16 protein-coding genes are annotated in these 17253 nt (G+C 70.5%); 12 read left to right on the forward strand and 4 right to left on the reverse strand.

What is annotated here, in order from left to right:
- Positions 1-94: 94 nt before the first annotated feature.
- Together IT371_20695 and rmuC are read left to right on the forward strand one after the other, a co-directional pair.
- Positions 95-556, forward strand: a complete 462-nt coding sequence (locus tag IT371_20695) for a VOC family protein (protein MCC6750097.1) — start codon at positions 95-97, stop codon at positions 554-556.
- 63 nt (positions 557-619) lie between these two features.
- Positions 620-1987 (forward strand): DNA recombination protein RmuC, encoded by a 1368-nt coding sequence (gene rmuC, locus IT371_20700; protein ID MCC6750098.1) that lies wholly within the window; start codon positions 620-622, stop codon positions 1985-1987.
- 175 nt (positions 1988-2162) lie between these two features.
- Here the strand turns inward: rmuC and IT371_20705 are convergent, their stop codons facing one another.
- Complete coding sequence (locus IT371_20705) at positions 2163-3212, reverse strand: hypothetical protein (GenBank protein MCC6750099.1); 1050 nt, start codon at positions 3210-3212, stop codon at positions 2163-2165.
- A gap of 292 nt (positions 3213-3504) precedes the next feature.
- Between IT371_20705 and IT371_20710 the strand changes: the two genes are divergently transcribed.
- From IT371_20710 to IT371_20725, 4 genes are all read left to right on the forward strand, one after another.
- A complete protein-coding gene (locus tag IT371_20710) occupies positions 3505-4014 on the forward strand; it encodes a hypothetical protein (GenBank protein ID MCC6750100.1) in 510 nt (169 codons plus the stop codon).
- A 189-nt stretch (positions 4015-4203) separates the two neighbouring features.
- Positions 4204-4977, forward strand: coding sequence for a hypothetical protein (locus tag IT371_20715; protein MCC6750101.1), 774 nt, complete (start codon positions 4204-4206; stop codon positions 4975-4977).
- Positions 4978-5062: 85 nt separating this feature from the next.
- Entirely contained in the window at positions 5063-5308 is a 246-nt protein-coding gene (locus tag IT371_20720) for a hypothetical protein (GenBank protein MCC6750102.1), read from the forward strand.
- Positions 5309-5507: 199 nt separating this feature from the next.
- Positions 5508-5972 (forward strand): hypothetical protein, encoded by a 465-nt coding sequence (locus IT371_20725; protein MCC6750103.1) that lies wholly within the window; start codon positions 5508-5510, stop codon positions 5970-5972.
- A gap of 187 nt (positions 5973-6159) precedes the next feature.
- On the opposite strand, the gene IT371_20730 is transcribed toward IT371_20725, so the two are convergent.
- Positions 6160-6804 carry a hypothetical protein gene (locus tag IT371_20730; GenBank protein ID MCC6750104.1) on the reverse strand — a complete coding sequence of 215 codons (645 nt, stop codon included), beginning with the start codon at positions 6802-6804 and terminating at the stop codon, positions 6160-6162.
- A gap of 322 nt (positions 6805-7126) precedes the next feature.
- Positions 7127-8128: an NAD-dependent isocitrate dehydrogenase gene (locus IT371_20735; GenBank protein MCC6750105.1), complete on the reverse strand. Its 1002-nt coding sequence runs from the start codon at positions 8126-8128 to the stop codon at positions 7127-7129.
- Between the two features lie 109 nt (positions 8129-8237).
- Here IT371_20735 and queC point away from each other — a divergent pair, with 109 nt between their 5' ends.
- From queC to boxB, 6 genes are all read left to right on the forward strand, one after another.
- On the forward strand, positions 8238-8927 hold the full coding sequence (gene queC, locus IT371_20740; protein MCC6750106.1) for a 7-cyano-7-deazaguanine synthase QueC: 690 nt from the start codon (positions 8238-8240) through the stop codon (positions 8925-8927).
- A 37-nt stretch (positions 8928-8964) separates the two neighbouring features.
- Positions 8965-10143, forward strand: coding sequence for a hypothetical protein (locus IT371_20745; GenBank protein MCC6750107.1), 1179 nt, complete (start codon positions 8965-8967; stop codon positions 10141-10143).
- 75 nt (positions 10144-10218) lie between these two features.
- Positions 10219-11001 (forward strand): enoyl-CoA hydratase/isomerase family protein, encoded by a 783-nt coding sequence (locus IT371_20750; GenBank protein ID MCC6750108.1) that lies wholly within the window; start codon positions 10219-10221, stop codon positions 10999-11001.
- Between the two features lie 74 nt (positions 11002-11075).
- A complete protein-coding gene (locus IT371_20755; protein ID MCC6750109.1) occupies positions 11076-12185 on the forward strand; it encodes a hypothetical protein in 1110 nt (369 codons plus the stop codon).
- An 80-nt stretch (positions 12186-12265) separates the two neighbouring features.
- Complete coding sequence (locus IT371_20760; protein ID MCC6750110.1) at positions 12266-13909, forward strand: benzoyl-CoA-dihydrodiol lyase; 1644 nt, start codon at positions 12266-12268, stop codon at positions 13907-13909.
- A 5-nt stretch (positions 13910-13914) separates the two neighbouring features.
- On the forward strand, positions 13915-15336 hold the full coding sequence (gene boxB, locus IT371_20765; protein MCC6750111.1) for a benzoyl-CoA 2,3-epoxidase subunit BoxB: 1422 nt from the start codon (positions 13915-13917) through the stop codon (positions 15334-15336).
- 2 nt (positions 15337-15338) lie between these two features.
- Here boxB and IT371_20770 read toward each other — a convergent pair whose 3' ends face one another.
- Positions 15339-17252: a PAS domain S-box protein gene (locus tag IT371_20770; protein MCC6750112.1), complete on the reverse strand. Its 1914-nt coding sequence runs from the start codon at positions 17250-17252 to the stop codon at positions 15339-15341.
- Position 17253 lies beyond the last annotated feature (1 nt).

Genomic DNA, 17253 nt, shown 5'->3' on the forward strand with positions numbered 1-17253 from the left:
CAGGTTCGCGGGCGCCTTCCCGGCGCCTTCCACGCGCCTTGCCCCGGCGCGGCCGTCGCGCTAGCCTGCCTCCCCCAACCAACGGAGGTGGAGCATGTCCCCGGTGAAGCCCGTTCCAGATGGGTACCAAACGCTCACGCCCGCGCTGAACCTGAAGGGCGCGGACCAGGCGATCGAGTTCTACAAGAAGGCCTTCGGGGCGGAGGAGCGCTTCCGCATGCCGGGCCCCGGCGGGGTCGTGATGCACGCCGAGCTCCAGATCGGCAGCTCGGTGGTCATGCTGTCGGAGGCGATGCAGGATCCGCCGACGGTAGGCAGCATCTTCATGTACGTGCCCGACGCGGACGCTGCCTTCGACCGGGCGGTGAAGGCGGGCGCCAAGGTCAAGATGCCGATGCAGGACATGTTCTGGGGCGACCGCTTCGGCAAGGTGACGGACCCGAACGGAATTGGCTGGGGCATCGCCACGCACAAGGAAGACCTCTCGCCGGCCGAGATGGATCAGCGCATGAAGGCCGCCATGGCGGCGATGGCGGCGCAGGGCGGCCCAAAGTAGCGTCCCTCTCTTTCGCGTACGGTCGCTCGCCTGATCGCACGCGTCGACGCCGAAAGGTGTCCCTTGACCAACCTTCTGCTCGTCGTCGCGCTCGCGCTGCTGGCCGTGGTCGCGCTGCTGCAGCTCCTCCTTCTCCGCCGCAAGGTGGGGGTGGACCTCTCGCCGCTCCAGAACGCCCTGCAGGCGGTCGAGAGGTCGCATGAGCGGATGGAGCGGGGGGTGCGGGAGGAGGTCGCGAAGAACCGCGAGGAGGCGACGACCGCGGCGCGTCAGGCCCGCGAGGAGCTGACCGGCAGCCTCAAGAGCGTGGGGGACACGCTCTACCAGCAGGTCTCCACGCTGACGCAGACGAACGATCAGAAGCTGGACCGGATGCGGGAGGCGGTGACCGCGCGGCTCGAGGCTTCCTCGGCGCAGCTCGGCAAGCTCACCGAGACGAACCAGCAGAGGCTCGAGGCGCTCAAGACGGCCGTCGAGGAGAAGCTGAAGGCCCTGCAAGAGGACAACGCGGGCCAGCTCGAGAAGATGCGGGCCACCGTCGACGAGAAGCTGCAAGGCACGCTGGAGAAACGCCTCGGCGAGTCCTTCAAGCTGGTGGGCGAGCGGCTCGAGCAGGTCTACAAGGGGCTCGGGGAAATGCAGAGTCTCGCCACCGGCGTCGGGGATCTGAAGAAGGTCCTCTCCAACGTGAAGACGCGCGGGACCTGGGGCGAGGTGCAGCTCGGGGCGATGCTCGAGCAGGTGCTGAGCCCGGAGCAGTACGCGGCCAACGTGGCCCCGAAGGACGGGGGGGAGCGGGTCGAGTTCGCGGTCAAGTTACCGGGTCGCGGAGAGGACCGGGACGAGGTGGTCTGGCTCCCCATCGACGCCAAGTTCCCCGTCGAGGACTACCAGCGGCTCGTCGAGGCGCAGGAACGCGCCGACGCGGTGGCGGCCGAGGAGGCGGGCGGTCAGCTCGAGGCGCGGATAAAGCAGTGCGCGAAGGAGATCAGCGACAAGTACCTGAACCCGCCGCGCACGACGGACTTCGCCGTGCTCTTTCTGCCGACGGAAGGGCTCTTCGCCGAGGTGATCCGTCGCCCGGGCCTTCCCGAGCGGGTGCAGCGCGACTTCCGCGTGGTGATTGCCGGCCCCACCACGCTCTGGTCGATCCTCTCCAGCCTGCAGATGGGCTTTCGCACTCTGGCCATTCAGCAGCGCTCGAGCGAGGTCTGGAAGCTCCTCGCCGCGGTGAAGACCGAGTGGAGCAAGTACGGCGAGGTCCTCGACCGCGTGCAGAAGAAGCTCCAGGAGGCCTCGAACAAGGTCGAGGAGGCGGCGCGGAGCGCGCGTTCCGTCGGGAAGCGGCTCCGCGAGGTGCAGGAGCTCCCGGCGGCGGAGGCCGAGGGGGTGCTGCGCCTCGAGGTGACGCCGAGCTCGGAGGGGGAGTAGGCCGGGCCCTGATTTAGGCGGCCGGCCACAACTACCTGTGCATCCTCGCGGCCGATGCATCCCGGCTGGCTTCGTTGCTCCTCGGTTGCGTACCGACGGGTATGCGCCCTCGTCGCGCCTCGCCATCCGGGCGCCTCGACCACGATCCCTGCACACCTCATTGTGGCCGGCCGCCCTAGCCCCTACGCAGGAGCCGCCGCAGCCGCGTCCCCAGCCGCCGCGAGGCGACCTCGCCGACGAGGGACTCCGGGCGGGCTCGGGCGAGCCGGCGCCGGAAGGTTTCGAGGACGCGCCGCGCCTCGGGCCGGTCCCTTCGCGCCTCACCGATCGCCTGAGCGAGGGAGGCCTTGGCGCGGCCGAGGTCCTCACCCCAGGGACGCACGAGGAACAGGAAGGGCCCCGTGGACGAGGGGAGTTCGTCGAGCGGCGCGAGGCGGTCGGGGTGGGCGAGCGCCCCGGCGAGGTGCTCCTCGCTCTCGTCGAACGAGTCGATGCGGGCGAGGAGGCGCCAGGCGCAGGGGGCGAAGGTCGTGAGCAGGAGGTGCCAGGCGTAGAGGCCGCAGCACCAGAGCCGGGTGCTGAAGGGGAACGCCCGGAACAGCTCGGGCCGGTGTTCGAGGCGCTCGCGGAGGTAGGCGGTGCGCTCGGTCCAGAAATTCGCCTGTCGCGCGTCGCTCGTCGCCTCCTCCTCCCCATCGCGCGCGAGGTCGGGCCAGAGCATGAGGAGCGCGGTCAGGGCCTCGAGCGCAAAGGTGGGCGTCGCACGCTCGGCGACGAGGCGCAGCCAGCGCTTCGCGTCTTGATGATTCAGCGCACGGAGCTGCTCGATGAGCTCGCTTGCCACGGGCTCGAGCCGTGCCCATTGTCGTCGGCGCTCGAAGTGACGCCCGAGCGCGTCGAAGCTGGCGAGCGCATCGCGGCCAGCCCGGAAGGCGAGCTCGAAGATTACGTCGCGGGCGAGCAGGTCCGAGGAGGTGTGGCGGGCCGCCCGGGTCATCGCGCGGACCCAGGCTGGCTCAGTGAAGGAGTCCAGCCAATTACCCGCCTGGAGCATCAGGAGTCGCTGATGCCGGGCGAAGGCCCTGCGGCGCGACCGCGCGTCCCTGGAAGGGTCCCCGACGATCGCCAGAAGCGCCGTCAAGCTGTGCAGGAGCTGCCGCCCGGCGGGCCCGTCGAGCGGCGGCGGGTCCTCCTCCAGCTCCGGGTGCGTGAAGAAGAGTTGCATCGAGCCTCCGGGCGCCAGCCGGGCGCCCCTTCAGGCTAGGGCGACCCTGTGCAGAAGGCGTGCACAGGCCTCGCGCCAACCGAGCGAGAGCCGCGGCGGGGAGGCGGACGGGCCCCGGCGCCTCGTCTAGCCAACGATCGTGGGCGCAAGCGGCCACCGGTGCGGCCGGGCTTGGCGACTATCGCAAGCATTCCAACGGGCACGGCCAGCCGCGACTCGGCATGGGTTGTGCTTCAGAGGCCCGTGACGCCCTCGTCAGCCGGGGGCATTGCGTATCCAAGGAGCACGCCGCATGCGCGCGCGGTCGTCGTATTTCGGGAGTGCCGTTCGCGGCCGCATCTCCCTCGGTCTGCTCGTGGCGCTCGTCTTTGCGGGCTCGGCCGCGTCGGCCGAGGAGTACTTTCGCCTCGACCTTGGCACCCTCGGCGCGTGGGAGTCCGGCTGTCACGTCGAGTACTGGAGCGCGGCCTCGGGGTTCATCCAGAGGGGCTATACCGGCAAGCTCGAGGTCGAGATCTCGAAGCCCGGGACCTTCTCCCACTACGACCATGTCCTCGGCTGGAGCGAGCGGCTGACCACCGACGGCGTGGCGCACGCGAGGGTGCCGACGCTCGAACGGACCGTGAAGGAGGCGACCCACGTGCGCTTCTCCATGTTCGGCGCGACGAGCCGCTGGTTCACGCCCCATGACTTCGCCTACGGCGTGCCGCCGGGGGCGCTCTTCACCTACTTCCACGGCCACGGCGTGACCGTGCACAACGACGGGCTGCCGGCCTCGTTCAAGTTCTATCGGCGGCGGTGAGCAGGCTCGCCTAGCACTTCCATCGCGTGCCCGCTCTGCCGCGGCCGGGCTGTCCGGATTTCGAAGCGCGAGCGAGCAGGCGGTCCGGTTCTCGTGCGACCGAGTCGCTGTCCCGTCTGGAAACTCCAGCTATTACTACCCTTTGTGCACAAGCGGGCCTGGCCTCCTACTTGCTGCCTCGCGGACGCGATGGCTCGTGTCTCCGCACGTCCTCCGCTCGCCGGTCTCGCGCTCATCCCCTCGGCGCTCGTCCTTTCGGCGCTCGCCCTCCTCGCGCCGCGCGCGCTCCATGCGGCGCCGTCGCGTCTGCGGAGCGCGGTCGAGCGCTTTGCCGACGAGCGCGGGCTCAGGCCCCGCGTCGTGCGGGTCGGGCCCGCCGCGCGGCTCGTCGACCGCCTCTTCGTCCCGCTGCCGCCGGCCGCCTACGACGCCTTCCTCGAGCACTTCTCGGCTCCGCGGGGCTACGTGAACCTGCAGTACGACGGCGACACGCACGTCTCGATGGCCGTGGAGCCGGGGGATTGCTACTACTGGGGCCTGAACTTCAACGGCCGGCCCCCGGAGAATCACGATCTGCGGCCGCAGTTTCAGCCGCGGCGACAGGGGTGCATCGTCTTTCCCGTGGACCTCGAGGGGCAGAGGCTCGCGCACCTCAAGGGCTGGCTCCGGGCTCGCGAGAACCCGGCGGCGAACCCCTACCGCTATCCGGGTGGGCCCGGGATCAACTGCATGACCTGGCTCGGCAACGCCGAGGTGGAGCCCGGGCTCCCCTTCTTTCATGCGCTCGGGCTGCGTCGCTCCCGCGACGGGCGAAACCTCAAGGCCAAGCTCCTCCACGCTGCGAACGAGGCCGTCCCCTGCGTAGGGGTCTTCGTGCCCGACCAGGCCACCTTCGACGCCATGTCCGTCGAGCAGCTCCTCGGTCCGCCCCCCGGCGGGGGCGTGGACGACGCCGCGCGCTGACGAATGGGCGCAGCCCGGTCCTCCGACGTGTGGCGTGCAGTAAAGCTGCACACACCTCTGCCACGCTGAGCACCGAGGTGACGCGATGGCGAAACGGGCCAAGCGCTGGCACCGGCTCACGGTGCGGCTCGACGGCAAGATGTACCGCGAGGTGAAGCGGTCGGCGAAGCACAACGAGCAGAGCGTGGCGGAATGGATCCGCGGAATCATCCACGCCGAACTCTCCGAGGACGACGCGCACTACCATAGCCTCATCGAGAAACACCGCAACGACCCGGCGGTGCCGGTCGAGGAGGTCCTCGCGCGATGGAAGAAGGAGGGGGTGATCTAGGCGCCTCGCCACCCGGTCAGCTCGGTGACCTCCGGTGAGCGCCGTGCCACCCGAGCGGAAGGAGAGCGCGAGGGTCACCCGCCGCTCGAAACCCCTCGCGCTCGATGGGCGCCACTTCGGCCTATGGGGGCGTGTGCAGCAAACGTGCACAGCCTCGATCCAAGCTCGAGTCGGAGCGGTGCGGCGGACGAATACGAGAATGGGACGCGGAGAAGGCAGTGCCGACCCGGTGAGCCAAGCGGATAGTCCCTCGACCCCCTCGGCGCGGCGGCGCGTGACCTCGCGGGGGTGCGTGGTCGTGGACCTCGGCCTCGACGGCGTCGCCGCGGCGCTCGAGCAGCGGAATATCCTCGTGATCCGAGCGAAGGCCCCCCTTGCCCTGGCGGACGGCGAGTGGCGCAGCGTGTTGCTCTCGGGCAGGCTGGTCGTCACGGCGAGCCCCGGAGATCTGGAGCACGACGCGTCGTCCTTCGACATCGGCATCATCTCCCTGCGCCGGCTGGAGGAGATCGATCGCGATCCGAGCGTGAAGAACCGCACCGCCGCGCTAATCTCGCGGGCCATCATCGACCTCGGGCTCTGGTCGGTTCGTCACGGCTTTCTTCTCGAGCTCGACCCGAGCGGGGCGACGGAGCGGCACCTCTTCACGCCGCTCGTGGACTAGGGCAGAGACCGTGGCCCCCGGTGCCTAAGGCGGCCGGCCACAATTACCTGTGCATCCTCGCGGCCGATGCATCCCGGCTGGCTTCGTTGCTCCTCGGTTGCGTACCGACGGGTATGCGCCCTTGTCGCGCCTCGCCGTCCGGGCGCCTCGACCACGATCCCTGCACACCTAATTGTGGCCGGCCGCCTTACTTCCGCTTCACCCGGGTCGTGCAGTACATCGCGACGCCGGATCCCTGGCCAGACTGTTTCGCAGCGCAGTCGGCGTCGATGATGAAGATGAGGTTCGGGTCGGCGACATTCTGGTAGCCGGATCCATCGTAGTCGCGGTACCACTGCAGCTGCACCGTCGCCGGGGGCTCGTTGCTCTTGACGAGCGGCCCCGAGCAGTTTCGGAAGGCCTTCACCACACTGGTCGCGTAGACGGTGATCTTGCCGTACGGGGGACCTCCGGGGGGCGCGTCAGAGGGCATCTCCTCGACGACGACGTTGCCGGACGACGTGGTGTTGCCGGTCACCAGGCAGCTCGTGGAGCTGCCCTGCGGATACCCGAGATACGAGAAGCCGCGGGCCCAGCTGCCGGTGCCGTCGGCGTTGAGAATCAGTCGTCCCCCATTCCCATCCGTGGTCGCGGCCCACTCGCCCACGAGGTCGGGCGGAACGCTTCCAGGCGGTCCGCCTCCCACGAGCGGAGGAGGATCGACGGGCTTCAGCTTGCTGGAGTCCACGCAGTCCTTGAGCGACGCGGCGCACTTGTCCGTGACGCAGGGGCCGGTGGCGCACTTCTCCTTCTCGATACAAGAGGCCAGGGCGATGACATTCGATCGCCCCACCGGGCTGCCCTTCTCGCCACACGCATCGGCGCATGCGCCCTCGGTGTCGGGGCAGTCGCCGAGGCATTTCACAATCTCCAGACACGTGGTGCCGGAGCTTGCCTGCGACCCGTCGGTGGCGGCTCCACCATCAGAGCCCGTGGACGTCGCCTGGGATGCCGAGCAGCCCGGAGAGAGTCCAGCCGAGAGCGCCGCGACCGCGGCCAACGTGAGAAGCGTGGAGGCCGTGCGCGAAGTGGGTTTCGTCATGGGTCAGTGGAGCACGCTATGCGGGGCGTAGCAAGGTCGCGCGCAGGCCGTGCGACCCGCCCGGGAGACCCCCCTACGCCCCCAGCCGCGCCACGACGGCCTCGGTGAACTCGGTCGTCCCCGCGCTGCCGCCGAGGTCCTTGGTACGCACGCCCTCGGCGAAGGTGCGCAAGAGCGCCGCGTGGATGCGGTCGGCCACGGCCACCTGCCCGATGTGCCGCAGCAGGAGCACCGCGGACTGGAGGAGCGCCGTCGGGTTCGCCAGGTTGCGGCCCGCGATGTCGGGGGCCGAGCCGTGCACGGCCTCGAAGACGGCGCACTTCTCGCCGATGTTCGCGCCGGGGGCCACGCCGAGGCCCCCCACGAGCCCCGCGCAGAGGTCCGAGAGGATGTCGCCGTAGAGGTTCTCCATGACGACGACGTCGAAGGCCTTCGGGTTGATCACCAGCTTCATCGCCGCGGCGTCCACGATGCAGTCGTCGGCCTGGATCTCGGGATAGAGCTCGGCCACCTCGCGGAAGCACTTCAGGAAGAGCCCGTCGGCCAGCTTCATGATGTTGGCCTTGTGGACGGCGGTGACCTTCTTTCGCTTGTAGGCGCGCGCGTAGCCGAAGGCGAACTGGTTGATCCGCGTGCAGGCCTGGCGGGTCATGATCTTCAGCGACTCCACCACGCCCGGGATGACCTCGTGCTCGATCCCCGAGTAGAGCCCCTCGGTGTTCTCGCGCACGATCACGAGGTCCACGTTCTCGTAGCGGCTCGGGATGTTCGGCAGCGAATGGGCCGGCCGGAGGTTCGCGTACAGGTCGAGCTGCTTGCGCAGGCGCACGTTCACCGAGGAGAAGCCCCCTCCGATGGGCGTCGAGACCGGCCCTTTCAGCGCGACGCCCGTCTCCCGCACGGCGTCCACCACTGTCTGGGGGAGCGGATCTCCGGCGGTGGCGAGGACCTCGGCCCCCGCGTGGTGCGTGGTCCAGTCGATGCGTGCGCCGGCCGCGTCCAGGATCCGGACTACCGCGTCCGCGATGGAGGGGCCGATGCCGTCGCCGGGGATGAGGATGACCTTGGTGCTCATGGAGGCTCCTGAGGTGCGACCCACGAGCGATTTTGGTTTGAAATAGCCCGCGGCTCTGGAAAAGTTCGTCGGAGAAGGCGAACCCCACCGTACTGGAGGGCGAAACGCGGTGTCAACGGAGGCTATCGTGCTCCTTTCGGGGGGCCTCGACTCGACGACCTGCCTGGCGCTGGCGCAGGAGCAGGGCTTCGCCTGCTCGGCGCTGACCTTCCGGTACGGGCAGCGGCACACGGTAGAGCTCGAGGCGGCCGCGCGCGTGGCGAAGGCCTTCGGCGTCACGCGGCACCTCACCGTGGAGATCGACCTGCGTGCCATCGGCGGCTCGGCGCTCACCGCGGACCTGGAGGTGCCCAAGGGGCGCGACGTGGCGGAGATGGGGACGGGGATCCCGGTGACCTACGTTCCGGCGCGCAACACGATCTTCCTCTCGTTCGCGCTGGCCTGGGCCGAGGTGCTGGACGTACAGGACGTCTTCATCGGCGTGAACGCGCTCGACTACTCGGGCTACCCCGACTGTCGCCCCGGTTTCATCGCCGCCTTCGAGGCGCTCGCCGCCGAGGCCACGCGCTTCGGCACCGAGAAGGGCAAGCGCCTTCGCATTCACGCACCGCTCATGGAGCTCGACAAGGCGCAGATCATCCGTGCCGGACTCGCGCTCGGCGTGGACTACGGCCTGACCCACAGCTGCTATGACCCGGCGCCGGACGGGGGCGCGTGCGGTCGCTGCGACGCGTGCCTCCTCCGTCGGAAGGGATTTGCCGAGGCGGGGCTCGCCGATCCTGTGCGATACCTGCCATGATCTTCCGTCCCCGAACCTGCGTGGAGGCTGGCGCGACATGAGACATCTCACGAGATCCCGTGGACGCTGCGGCGCGGTCGTCGTCGCGACCTTGCTCGTCGCCACGGGCGCGCACGCCGCCGAGCCCGAGCGCAACGCCACGACGCCTGTCTCCTCGTGGCTGCTCGTCGGAAAGACCGAGGCCCAGATCAACGCCGAGGCCACGGCGAAGGGCGCGCGGGTCATCGACATCGAGATCGAGGAGGTCGGCGCCGGCCCCACCTTCGCCGCGGTGCTCGTGAAGAGCGAGGGCCCCTACGCCAGCCAGTCCTGGTGGTATCACGGCAAGACCTCGGGCGAGCTGAACACGCTCGTCGGTACGCACAAGGCCCGCATCATCGACCTCGAGGTCTATCTGGTCGCGGGGCAAGCGCGCTACGCAGCGGTGATGGTGCCGCTCGCCTCCAGAAACTGGTGGTGGTGGGCCGCCGCGCAGCCGGCGGACCTGACGAAGCACTTCTCGGACAACAACGCGCGGCCGGTGGATCTCGACTGCCTGCTCGTCGGCACCTCGCGCTCGTACTCGGCCGTGGCCTTCGTGAACACCGGCGCGGACGCGTCCCCCTTCTACTGGTACGTGGACCTCTCCGAGGCCGACGTGAAGGCCAAGGTCACGCAGCACGGCGCGCGGATCGTGGATCTCGAGCGCTACCTCGTGGGAACCGACGTGCGGTTCGCGGTGGTGCTCGCCCCGAACGCGAGCCCGGCCAAGCAGTGGTGGTGGTACCTCGACAAGACCGAGGCGGAGCTGAACGCGCTCGCGACGACGAACAAGGCGCGGATCGTCGACATCGAGGCCTACGTGGCGGGCGGTGGGATTCGCTACGCCGCGGTGATGCTCGAGAACAGCAACGTCCCGGCGGACGGAGGGGTCCCGGACGGAGCGGTGAGGGACGGCGGGGCCTCGGACGCCGCGGCGAGTGACGGTGGGCGCACGGACGGGCGGGCCGACCTGGGCGACGGAGGGAGGTCCGATGCGTGGGTTCCGATCGACGCGGGCTTGAGAGATGCGGCGCCCAAGCGGGACGTGCCCGCGGCGGGGGATGCGGGCTCCATGGACCACACGGGGGGTTGCGGCTGCGAGGTGGGGGCCTCGGGCTCGACGGCCGCGCTCGGTCTGCTCGGCCTCGCTCTCGCGCTGGCAGCGTTCTCACGGGGGACGCGACGTCGGTCCTGAGAGGTCCCTGCGACGCTCGCTCCGCGGAGCCGCAGCCGCTCGACATCGCGCTCGGGCGGTGCTCCACTACGGCGCATGGCCGAGGATACCTACGAAACGATCCAGCTCGAGATGGACCCCGACGGGGTCGCGCTCTGCACGCTCAACCGCCCCGAGGTGCACAACGCGCTGAACTTCGAGATGGTGCGGGAGCTCGACGCCGCCGTGGCCGGGCTCGGCGAAAGGTCGGAGCTCCGCGCGCTCATCTTCATCGGGGCGGGGGACAAGGCCTTCGCGAGCGGCGCCGACATCGCCGAGCTCGCGCGGCGCGGGAAGCTGGACGCGCTCCGACGGATCAACGCCGGGCTCTTCCGCCGCATCGAGCAGCTCTCCGTGCCGACCATCGCGGCCATCCGAGGCTACGCGCTCGGCGGCGGCTGCGAGCTGGCGCTGGCCTGCGACCTGCGCATCTGCGGGCAGGGTGCGCAGCTCGGCCAGCCGGAGGTGAGCCTCGGCATCATCCCCGGGGCGGGGGCGACCTATCGGTTGCCGCGCCTCATCGGCCTCGGGCGAGCGCGCGAGATCATTTTCACCGGGCGGCGCGTGAGCGCGGCCGAGGCCCTGACCATCGGCCTCGTGAACCAGGTGGTCCCCGACGAGGAGGTCCTCGCGGCGGCCCGCCAGCTCGCGCGCACCATCGCCGCCCATAGCCCGCTGGCCGTGCGGCTGGCCAAGGCCGCGCTGAACCTCGCAGCCGAGGGGACGACCGACGCCGGGATGGCGCTCGAGGCCACGGCGCAGGCGGTGCTGTTCGAGGATGACGAGAAGGTGCAGCGCATGAGCGCCTTCCTCGAGTGGCGCAGCAAGAAGGGGGACTAACCCGCGTGCTCGCGCGCGGGCCGGCAGCGGTCGGGTGCGGCCATTGTCAGCAACACGGGGCCGATGCGGCGTGCATGCTGTGCGGCCGCCTGGTCTGCGCGCATTGTCGGCAGGCCCCCGAGCGCTGCCCCGACCCCGGACCTCGCCGGCTCACCCTGCCGCGCGGCGCGAGGTTGCGCGCGGTGGACGCGCTCGGGCGCTACGCGCTGGTGCGCACCTGGCGCGGCACGATTCAGCTCTTCGACCTTCTACGAGGCGAGGCGGTGGGGGGGCGTGCTCCCGCGTGGGGGGGCAGCGGTCCGCGTCAGGGCGTCACCGTCGCCGGCGCCGCGGGACCCCTCGTCGTGCGAGCCGACGTGATGTGGAGCAACGTCTACGAGGGTCTGCGCCTCTGGGACCCCGTGTCAGAGCCGCCGCAAGAGCCGGTCTGCATCCCGACCGACGAGCTGCAGCTCGAGCTGCCCCATCGGCTGACGCTGTCGGAGACGGGCCGCTTTGCCGTCGTGGCCCGCGCCGACGAGCGCGCGGAGGTCGTGGATCTCGTCGAGCGACGCGGCGTGCTGACGGTGACCGAACCGGGCCGGGTGATCCATTCGGTGGCGCTCTCCGAGAGCCTCGGGCTTCTCGGGCTCGGAAGCTACGGGCGCGTCGGGCTCTACGCCTTTCCGGACGGAACCGCGCGCGGAGCGCTCCCGATGCCGGAGAGCAACGTCGTGGAGCTCTGGCTCTGCGCGGCGCACGTCACCGCTCTCACCGAGCACGGAGACTTCGTGGCCGTCGAGGCTCTCGATCCGACAGATAGCGTCTTCGTCGGCGCGGCGCGGCCGCTCTCGGACTACGGACCGCCTCGGATCCTCGAGCGGCGAGAGCTCGCGGGCGAGGTCAGGCGGCCTTTTCCCGTCGACGTGAGCCCCGACGGAGAGCTCATGGCCCACGGCGGGCGGAAGGGGCTCCTCGAGCTGCTGCGGCTGCCTCTTCACCCGCGCCGGGACCCGGTCGCGCGGAACCTGCAGCAGCTCACGCTCGGAGACGCGCGGGCTGACTTCGTCCGGTTCACCGCCGGCGCGCGCACGCTGGTCGTGGGGGCCGGGCGCATGGTCCTGAGGCTGCCCCGTTCTGGCCCCAGCGTGGCGGAGCTTCCCGAGGGGCCCGGTGCGAGAGCAGTCTCGCTTGACGTCCTATAGCCTAGCTAGATCAAGTTCGATATTGACGCGAGTCAAGAAAGATCGTTGACGGAGCCGCGGCCCCGGGCTACCTCGTGCCTATGCCGCCCATCTCGTTCGAGACCCACCCGAGTCGCTACAAACATTGGAAACTGAAGCTCGACGACCAGGTCGCGACCCTCGCCCTGGACGTGGACGAGGCGGCCGGACTTGCCCCGGGCTATTCGCTCAAGCTCAATTCCTATGACCTCGGGGTGGACCTGGAGCTGGCCGACGCGCTCCAGCGGCTGCGCTTCGAGCACCCCGAGGTGCGCGCGCTGGTCCTGCGGAGCGGCAAGGAGCGCATCTTCTGCGCCGGGGCGAACATCTACATGCTCGGGCTCTCGTCGCACGCCTTCAAGGTGAACTTCTGCAAGTTCACCAACGAGACGCGCCTCGGCCTCGAGGACCTCTCCGCGACGTCGGGGATCCGCTCGGTCTGCGGCGTGGGCGGGGCCTGCGCCGGCGGGGGCTACGAGCTGGCCCTGGCCTGCGACGAGATCGTGCTCGTGGACGACGGCAGCTCGACGGTGAGCCTCCCCGAGGTGCCGCTCCTCGCCGTGCTCCCCGGCACCGGCGGCCTCACCCGGCTCGTGGACAAGCGCAAGGTGCGACGCGACCTGGCCGACTTCTTCTGCACCACGGCCGAAGGGGTGCGCGGTCAGCGCGCGGTGGAGTGGGGGCTCGTGGACGCGGTCGTGCCGAAGAGCGGGTTCGAGGCGGCGCTCGCCGAGCGGGCCCGGGTTCTCGCCGCGCAATCCGATCGCCCGACGAGCGGCCCCGGGGTGGCGCTGCCGCCGATCGAGCCCCAGGTGCGCGAGGAAGAGCTCCGCTACCGCCACGTCACGCTGGCCATCCACCGGCCGAGCCGCATCGCGCAGCTCACCGTGAAGGGGCCCGAGGGGGCGCAGCCGAGCACGCCGGAGGCGATCCTGGCTGCCGGCGCGAGCTACTGGCCGCTCGCCGCCTTTCGCGAGCTGGACCACGCGCTCCTCCACCTGCGCTTCAACGAGCCCGAGATCGGGACGCTGCGCCTCGGCACCGAGGGCGACCCCCGGGCCGTGCTGGCCGTGGACGCGGCGCTCGAGGAGCTCCGTGGCTTCTGGTTGGTGCGCGAGCTCCGCGCCTTCATCAAGCGCACGCTCAAGCGCCTCGACCTGACGGCCCGCAGCCTCATCGCGGTCGTGGAGCCCGGTTCGTGCTTCGCCGGCACGCTCCTCGAGCTGGCCCTGGCGGCCGACCGCACGTACATGCTGGACGACACCGGTCGCCCGACCGCGCTCGCCCTCTCGAGTCTGAACGGCGGCGCGTACCCGATGGGCAACGGGCTCTCGCGCCTCGAGACGCGTTTTCTCGGCCGCGCGGGGCACGCGGCGGCCCTCGTGGCCCGCGCGGGTCAGGCCCTCGGCCCGGCCGAGGCGCTCTCCGCCGGCCTCGTGACCTTCGCTCCCGACGAGCTCGACTTCGAGGACGAGGTGCGGCTCGCGCTCGAGGAGCGTGCGGCCCTCTCCCCCGACGCGCTCACCGGCATGGAGGCGAGCCTGCGCTTCGCCGGTCCCGAGACCCTCGAGACCAAGATCTTCGGCCGCCTCTCGGCCTGGCAGAACTGGATCTTCCAGCGCCCGAACGCGGTCGGCGAGCGGGGCGCGCTGAAGGTGTACGGCCAGCCCTCGGCTCGGCCCGAGCTCGACTACCGGAGGACCTGAGCGTCATGGAGCTAGAGGAGCGCATCCCGAACAACGTCAATCTCTCGTCGGACAAGCGGCTCCAGCGCGCGCTCGAGCACTGGCAGCCACGCTACCTCGACTGGTGGCGGGACATGGGGCCCGAGGGGTTTCAGACGCACCACCAGATCTACCTGCGCACGGCCGTCTCCGCCGACGCGAAGGGCTGGGCTCAGTTCGACTACGTGAAGCTTCCCGACTACCGCTGGGGGATCTTTCTGGCGGAGCCCACCCCCGATCGCACGATCGGTTTCGGCGACCTCTACGGGCAGCCGGTCTGGCAGGAGGTCCCGGGCGAGCACCGAAACGCGCTCCGGCGGCTGATCGTCACGCAGGGGGACACCGAGCCGGCCAGCGTCGAGCAGCAGCGGCAGCTCGGGCAGATCTGTCCGAGCCTCTACGACCTGCGGAACCTCTTCCAGGTGAACGTGGAGGAGGGGCGGCACCTCTGGGCCATGGTCTACCTGCTGCACTCGCACTTCGGTCGCGACGGGCGGGAAGAGGCCGAGGGGCTCCTCGACCGGCGGAGCGGCAATCAGGACCGGCCGCGCATCCTCGGGGCCTTCAACGAGCCGATTACGAACTGGCTCGACTTCTTCATGTTCACCATGTTCACCGACCGGGACGGCAAGTACCAGCTCCTCGCGCTGGCGGAGAGCGGGTTCGATCCGCTCTCGCGTACCACGCGCTTCATGCTCACCGAAGAGGCGCACCATATGTTCGTCGGTGAGACGGGGGTGAACCGCGTGGTGGAGCGCGCGGCCCAGCTCATGTGCGAGCAGAAGGGCCTCGCCGAGGACGTGCGCGCCCGCGGAGGCATCGACCTGCCGACGGTGCAGAGGTACCTGAACTTCTGGTTCGCGGTGAGCCTGGACCTCTTCGGCGGCGAGATCTCGAGCAACGCGGCGGCCTATTTCGCCTCGGGCCTGAAGGGGCGGGACCACGAAGAGCGGCAGAAGGACCACCTGGCGCTCGAGGGGTTCTACCCGATGGACGTGGTGGAGCAGGGGGCGCTCGCGCGCAAAGAAGTGCCGCTGCGCACGGCGCTGAACGAGGTGCTACGCGACGGCTACATCGAGGACTGTCAGCGCGGCGTGGACCGCTGGAACAAGACGCTCGAGAAGTACGGCCTCTCGGACCGGCTCTCGTTGCCCCACAAGCGCTTCAACCGCCGCATCGGCATCTACTCGGGGCAGGCCTTCGACCCCGAGGGGCGGCCGGTCTCGCCCGAGGAGTGGGCGCGACGGCGGGACGACTGGCTCCCGTCGCGCGCCGACGGCGAGTACATCCAGAGCCTGATGGCGAAGCCGGTGGTGGGCGCCGGGCAGATGGCGAACTGGCTGGCCCCGCCCGCCAGAGGGATCAACGATCAGCCGATTGCGTTCGAGTACGTGCGCGCCGAGGCGTGAGGTCAGCCGGCGAGGCGCGCGGCGACGAAGGCGCGTAGCTCGGCGGGCGCGATGGGCTTCTGGAGGCAGGGGGCGTTGGCCCGGGCCAGAAACTCGCGCGTCTCCTCCCGGAAGGCCCCGCCCGTGATGAAGACCACGCGGGGAAGGATCTCGGGGCGGACCTCCTGGAGGCGCTCGTAGAGGTCTGCGCCCGAGAGGCCGGGCATCATCAGATCGCAGAGCACGAGGTCCGCGGGGGCGCCGCCGACCAGGTAGTCGAGCGCCGCGCTGCCGTCGGGGAGCAGGGTGACGTCGTGCTCCGCGGAGAGCACGCGCTTGAGCACCGACCGAATGAGGGGGTCGTCGTCCACGACCAGCACGCGTCCTCGGGCGGGGGAGGCTGCGGCGGACTCGACCGGGTGCGCGCCCAGCTCCTTCGCGGCGATGGCGGGCAGGGTGAGGCGGACGATCGTGCCGCGAGGGTCGCGCGGCAGCACCTCGAAGGTGCCGCCCAGGTCGGTCGCCGTGCGGTGCACGAGGGGGAGACCGAGCTGCCGCCGGCCGGAGAAGAGATCCTGGCCACCGAAGGGCACGAAGAGCGCGTCGCGTACCTCGGCGGGGATCCCCGGGCCGGTGTCGGCGATCTCCACCACCGCGTTACCCGCCGCGTCGGAGTGGGTCGAGACGCGGATCTCGTGGTCCCCGCGCGGCGCCCTGGACAGGGCCTGGGCGGCGTTCAGCAGCAGGTGCAGAAAACACTGACCGAGCACCGCTTCGTCGGCCAGGACCGGAGGCACCGAGCCAAGGTCCCGGACGAGACGGGCCCGGAGCTCGAGCTCCGCGCCGCAGAGCCGGAGCGCGCGTTCGACGGCCTCGCGGGGGTCGACGGGCCGCGTCGCCCCGGGGGCGCTCGCCGAGAGGCGGCGCAGATCGGTCATGATGGTGGCGACCTGCGTCGCGGCGCGCTCGGCCTCCCGGAGCTCAGTCACGAGCTCGGCCAGAGCCTTGCCCGTGAGCGGCTGGCTCTCGTCGAGGTGTTCGAGCCGCTCGACGGCCAGGCTGACGTTGCCGAGGACCACCGCGAGCGGGTTATTCACCGCGTGGCCCATGCCCCCCGCCAGTCGTCCCACCGAGGCGGCGCGGTCGGCGGCCAGGAGCTGGGCCTCGGCCCGCTTCCGCTCGGAGATGTCCCGGTCCACGGCCACGTAGCCGAGGAGCTCGCCGTTCGGCCCGCGTAGCGTCGTGACGACAGTTTCCACGGGGACGCGGGAGCCGTCTCGGTGCGTGAGGAGCACCTCCCCCCGGAAGACGCCTTCCGTGGCGAGAGTGTGCATTGCCTGCTCGCGGCTCGAGCCGGGAAACTCGGTCTGGCGGACCTCAGATCCGGTTCGACCGAGCACCTCCTCGGCGCGCCAGCCCAGCATGCGCTCGGCGGCCGGGTTCCAGCGGGTGAGCCGCAGCTCCGCGTCGCTGGCGATCACCGCGTCGGACACGCTACTCAGGATGAGGGAGAGCGCTGTCTCCCGTTCCCGCACCGCGCGCTCGGCGGCGCGGCGGGCCGTGACGTCCCGGACCACAGCAGCCACCAGGATTCCATCAGGCCCTTCGAGCGGGCTCAGGCTGATCTCCACCGGCACCGTCGTGCCGTCCTTGCGCAGCGCCTGGAGCTCGAGCCCCGCGCCCATCGGCCGGCTCCGCGCGTGGGCCACGAAGCCTTGCCGGTCGGCCACGTGCCGGGCCCGGGCGGCCTCGGGGACCAGCCGCTCCACCGGCTCTCCGAGGAGCTCCCGCTCCGCGTAGCCGAAGAGCCCCTCTCCCATCGCGTTGAGCAGACGGATGCGGCCCGCCTGATCCACGATCAGCACCGCGTCCCCGAGCGTCCGGATGAGCTCGGCGAGAGCGCGTGCGCTTGCATCTCGCGACCACTGTTTGAACATG

The organism is Deltaproteobacteria bacterium (assembly GCA_020848905.1).
Classification (GTDB): domain Bacteria; phylum Myxococcota_A; class Polyangia.

What these genes read in the sequence shown, in the direction of transcription:
- boxB (MCC6750111.1), top strand. Translation starts at nt 13,915, where the DNA reads ATGGAGCTAGAGGAGCGCATCCCGAACAACGTCAATCTCTCGTCGGAC.
- IT371_20760 (MCC6750110.1), top strand. Translation starts at nt 12,266, where the DNA reads ATGCCGCCCATCTCGTTCGAGACCCACCCGAGTCGCTACAAACATTGG.
- IT371_20695 (MCC6750097.1), top strand. Translation starts at nt 95, where the DNA reads ATGTCCCCGGTGAAGCCCGTTCCAGATGGGTACCAAACGCTCACGCCC.
- IT371_20750 (MCC6750108.1), top strand. Translation starts at nt 10,219, where the DNA reads ATGGCCGAGGATACCTACGAAACGATCCAGCTCGAGATGGACCCCGAC.
- IT371_20710 (MCC6750100.1), top strand. Translation starts at nt 3,505, where the DNA reads ATGCGCGCGCGGTCGTCGTATTTCGGGAGTGCCGTTCGCGGCCGCATC.
- IT371_20705 (MCC6750099.1), bottom strand. Translation starts at nt 3,212, where the DNA reads ATGCAACTCTTCTTCACGCACCCGGAGCTGGAGGAGGACCCGCCGCCG.
- IT371_20725 (MCC6750103.1), top strand. Translation starts at nt 5,508, where the DNA reads ATGGGACGCGGAGAAGGCAGTGCCGACCCGGTGAGCCAAGCGGATAGT.
- IT371_20755 (MCC6750109.1), top strand. Translation starts at nt 11,076, where the DNA reads ATGCTGTGCGGCCGCCTGGTCTGCGCGCATTGTCGGCAGGCCCCCGAG.
- IT371_20745 (MCC6750107.1), top strand. Translation starts at nt 8,965, where the DNA reads ATGAGACATCTCACGAGATCCCGTGGACGCTGCGGCGCGGTCGTCGTC.
- IT371_20715 (MCC6750101.1), top strand. Translation starts at nt 4,204, where the DNA reads ATGGCTCGTGTCTCCGCACGTCCTCCGCTCGCCGGTCTCGCGCTCATC.
- IT371_20720 (MCC6750102.1), top strand. Translation starts at nt 5,063, where the DNA reads ATGGCGAAACGGGCCAAGCGCTGGCACCGGCTCACGGTGCGGCTCGAC.
- IT371_20770 (MCC6750112.1), bottom strand. Translation starts at nt 17,252, where the DNA reads ATGTTCAAACAGTGGTCGCGAGATGCAAGCGCACGCGCTCTCGCCGAG.
- IT371_20735 (MCC6750105.1), bottom strand. Translation starts at nt 8,128, where the DNA reads ATGAGCACCAAGGTCATCCTCATCCCCGGCGACGGCATCGGCCCCTCC.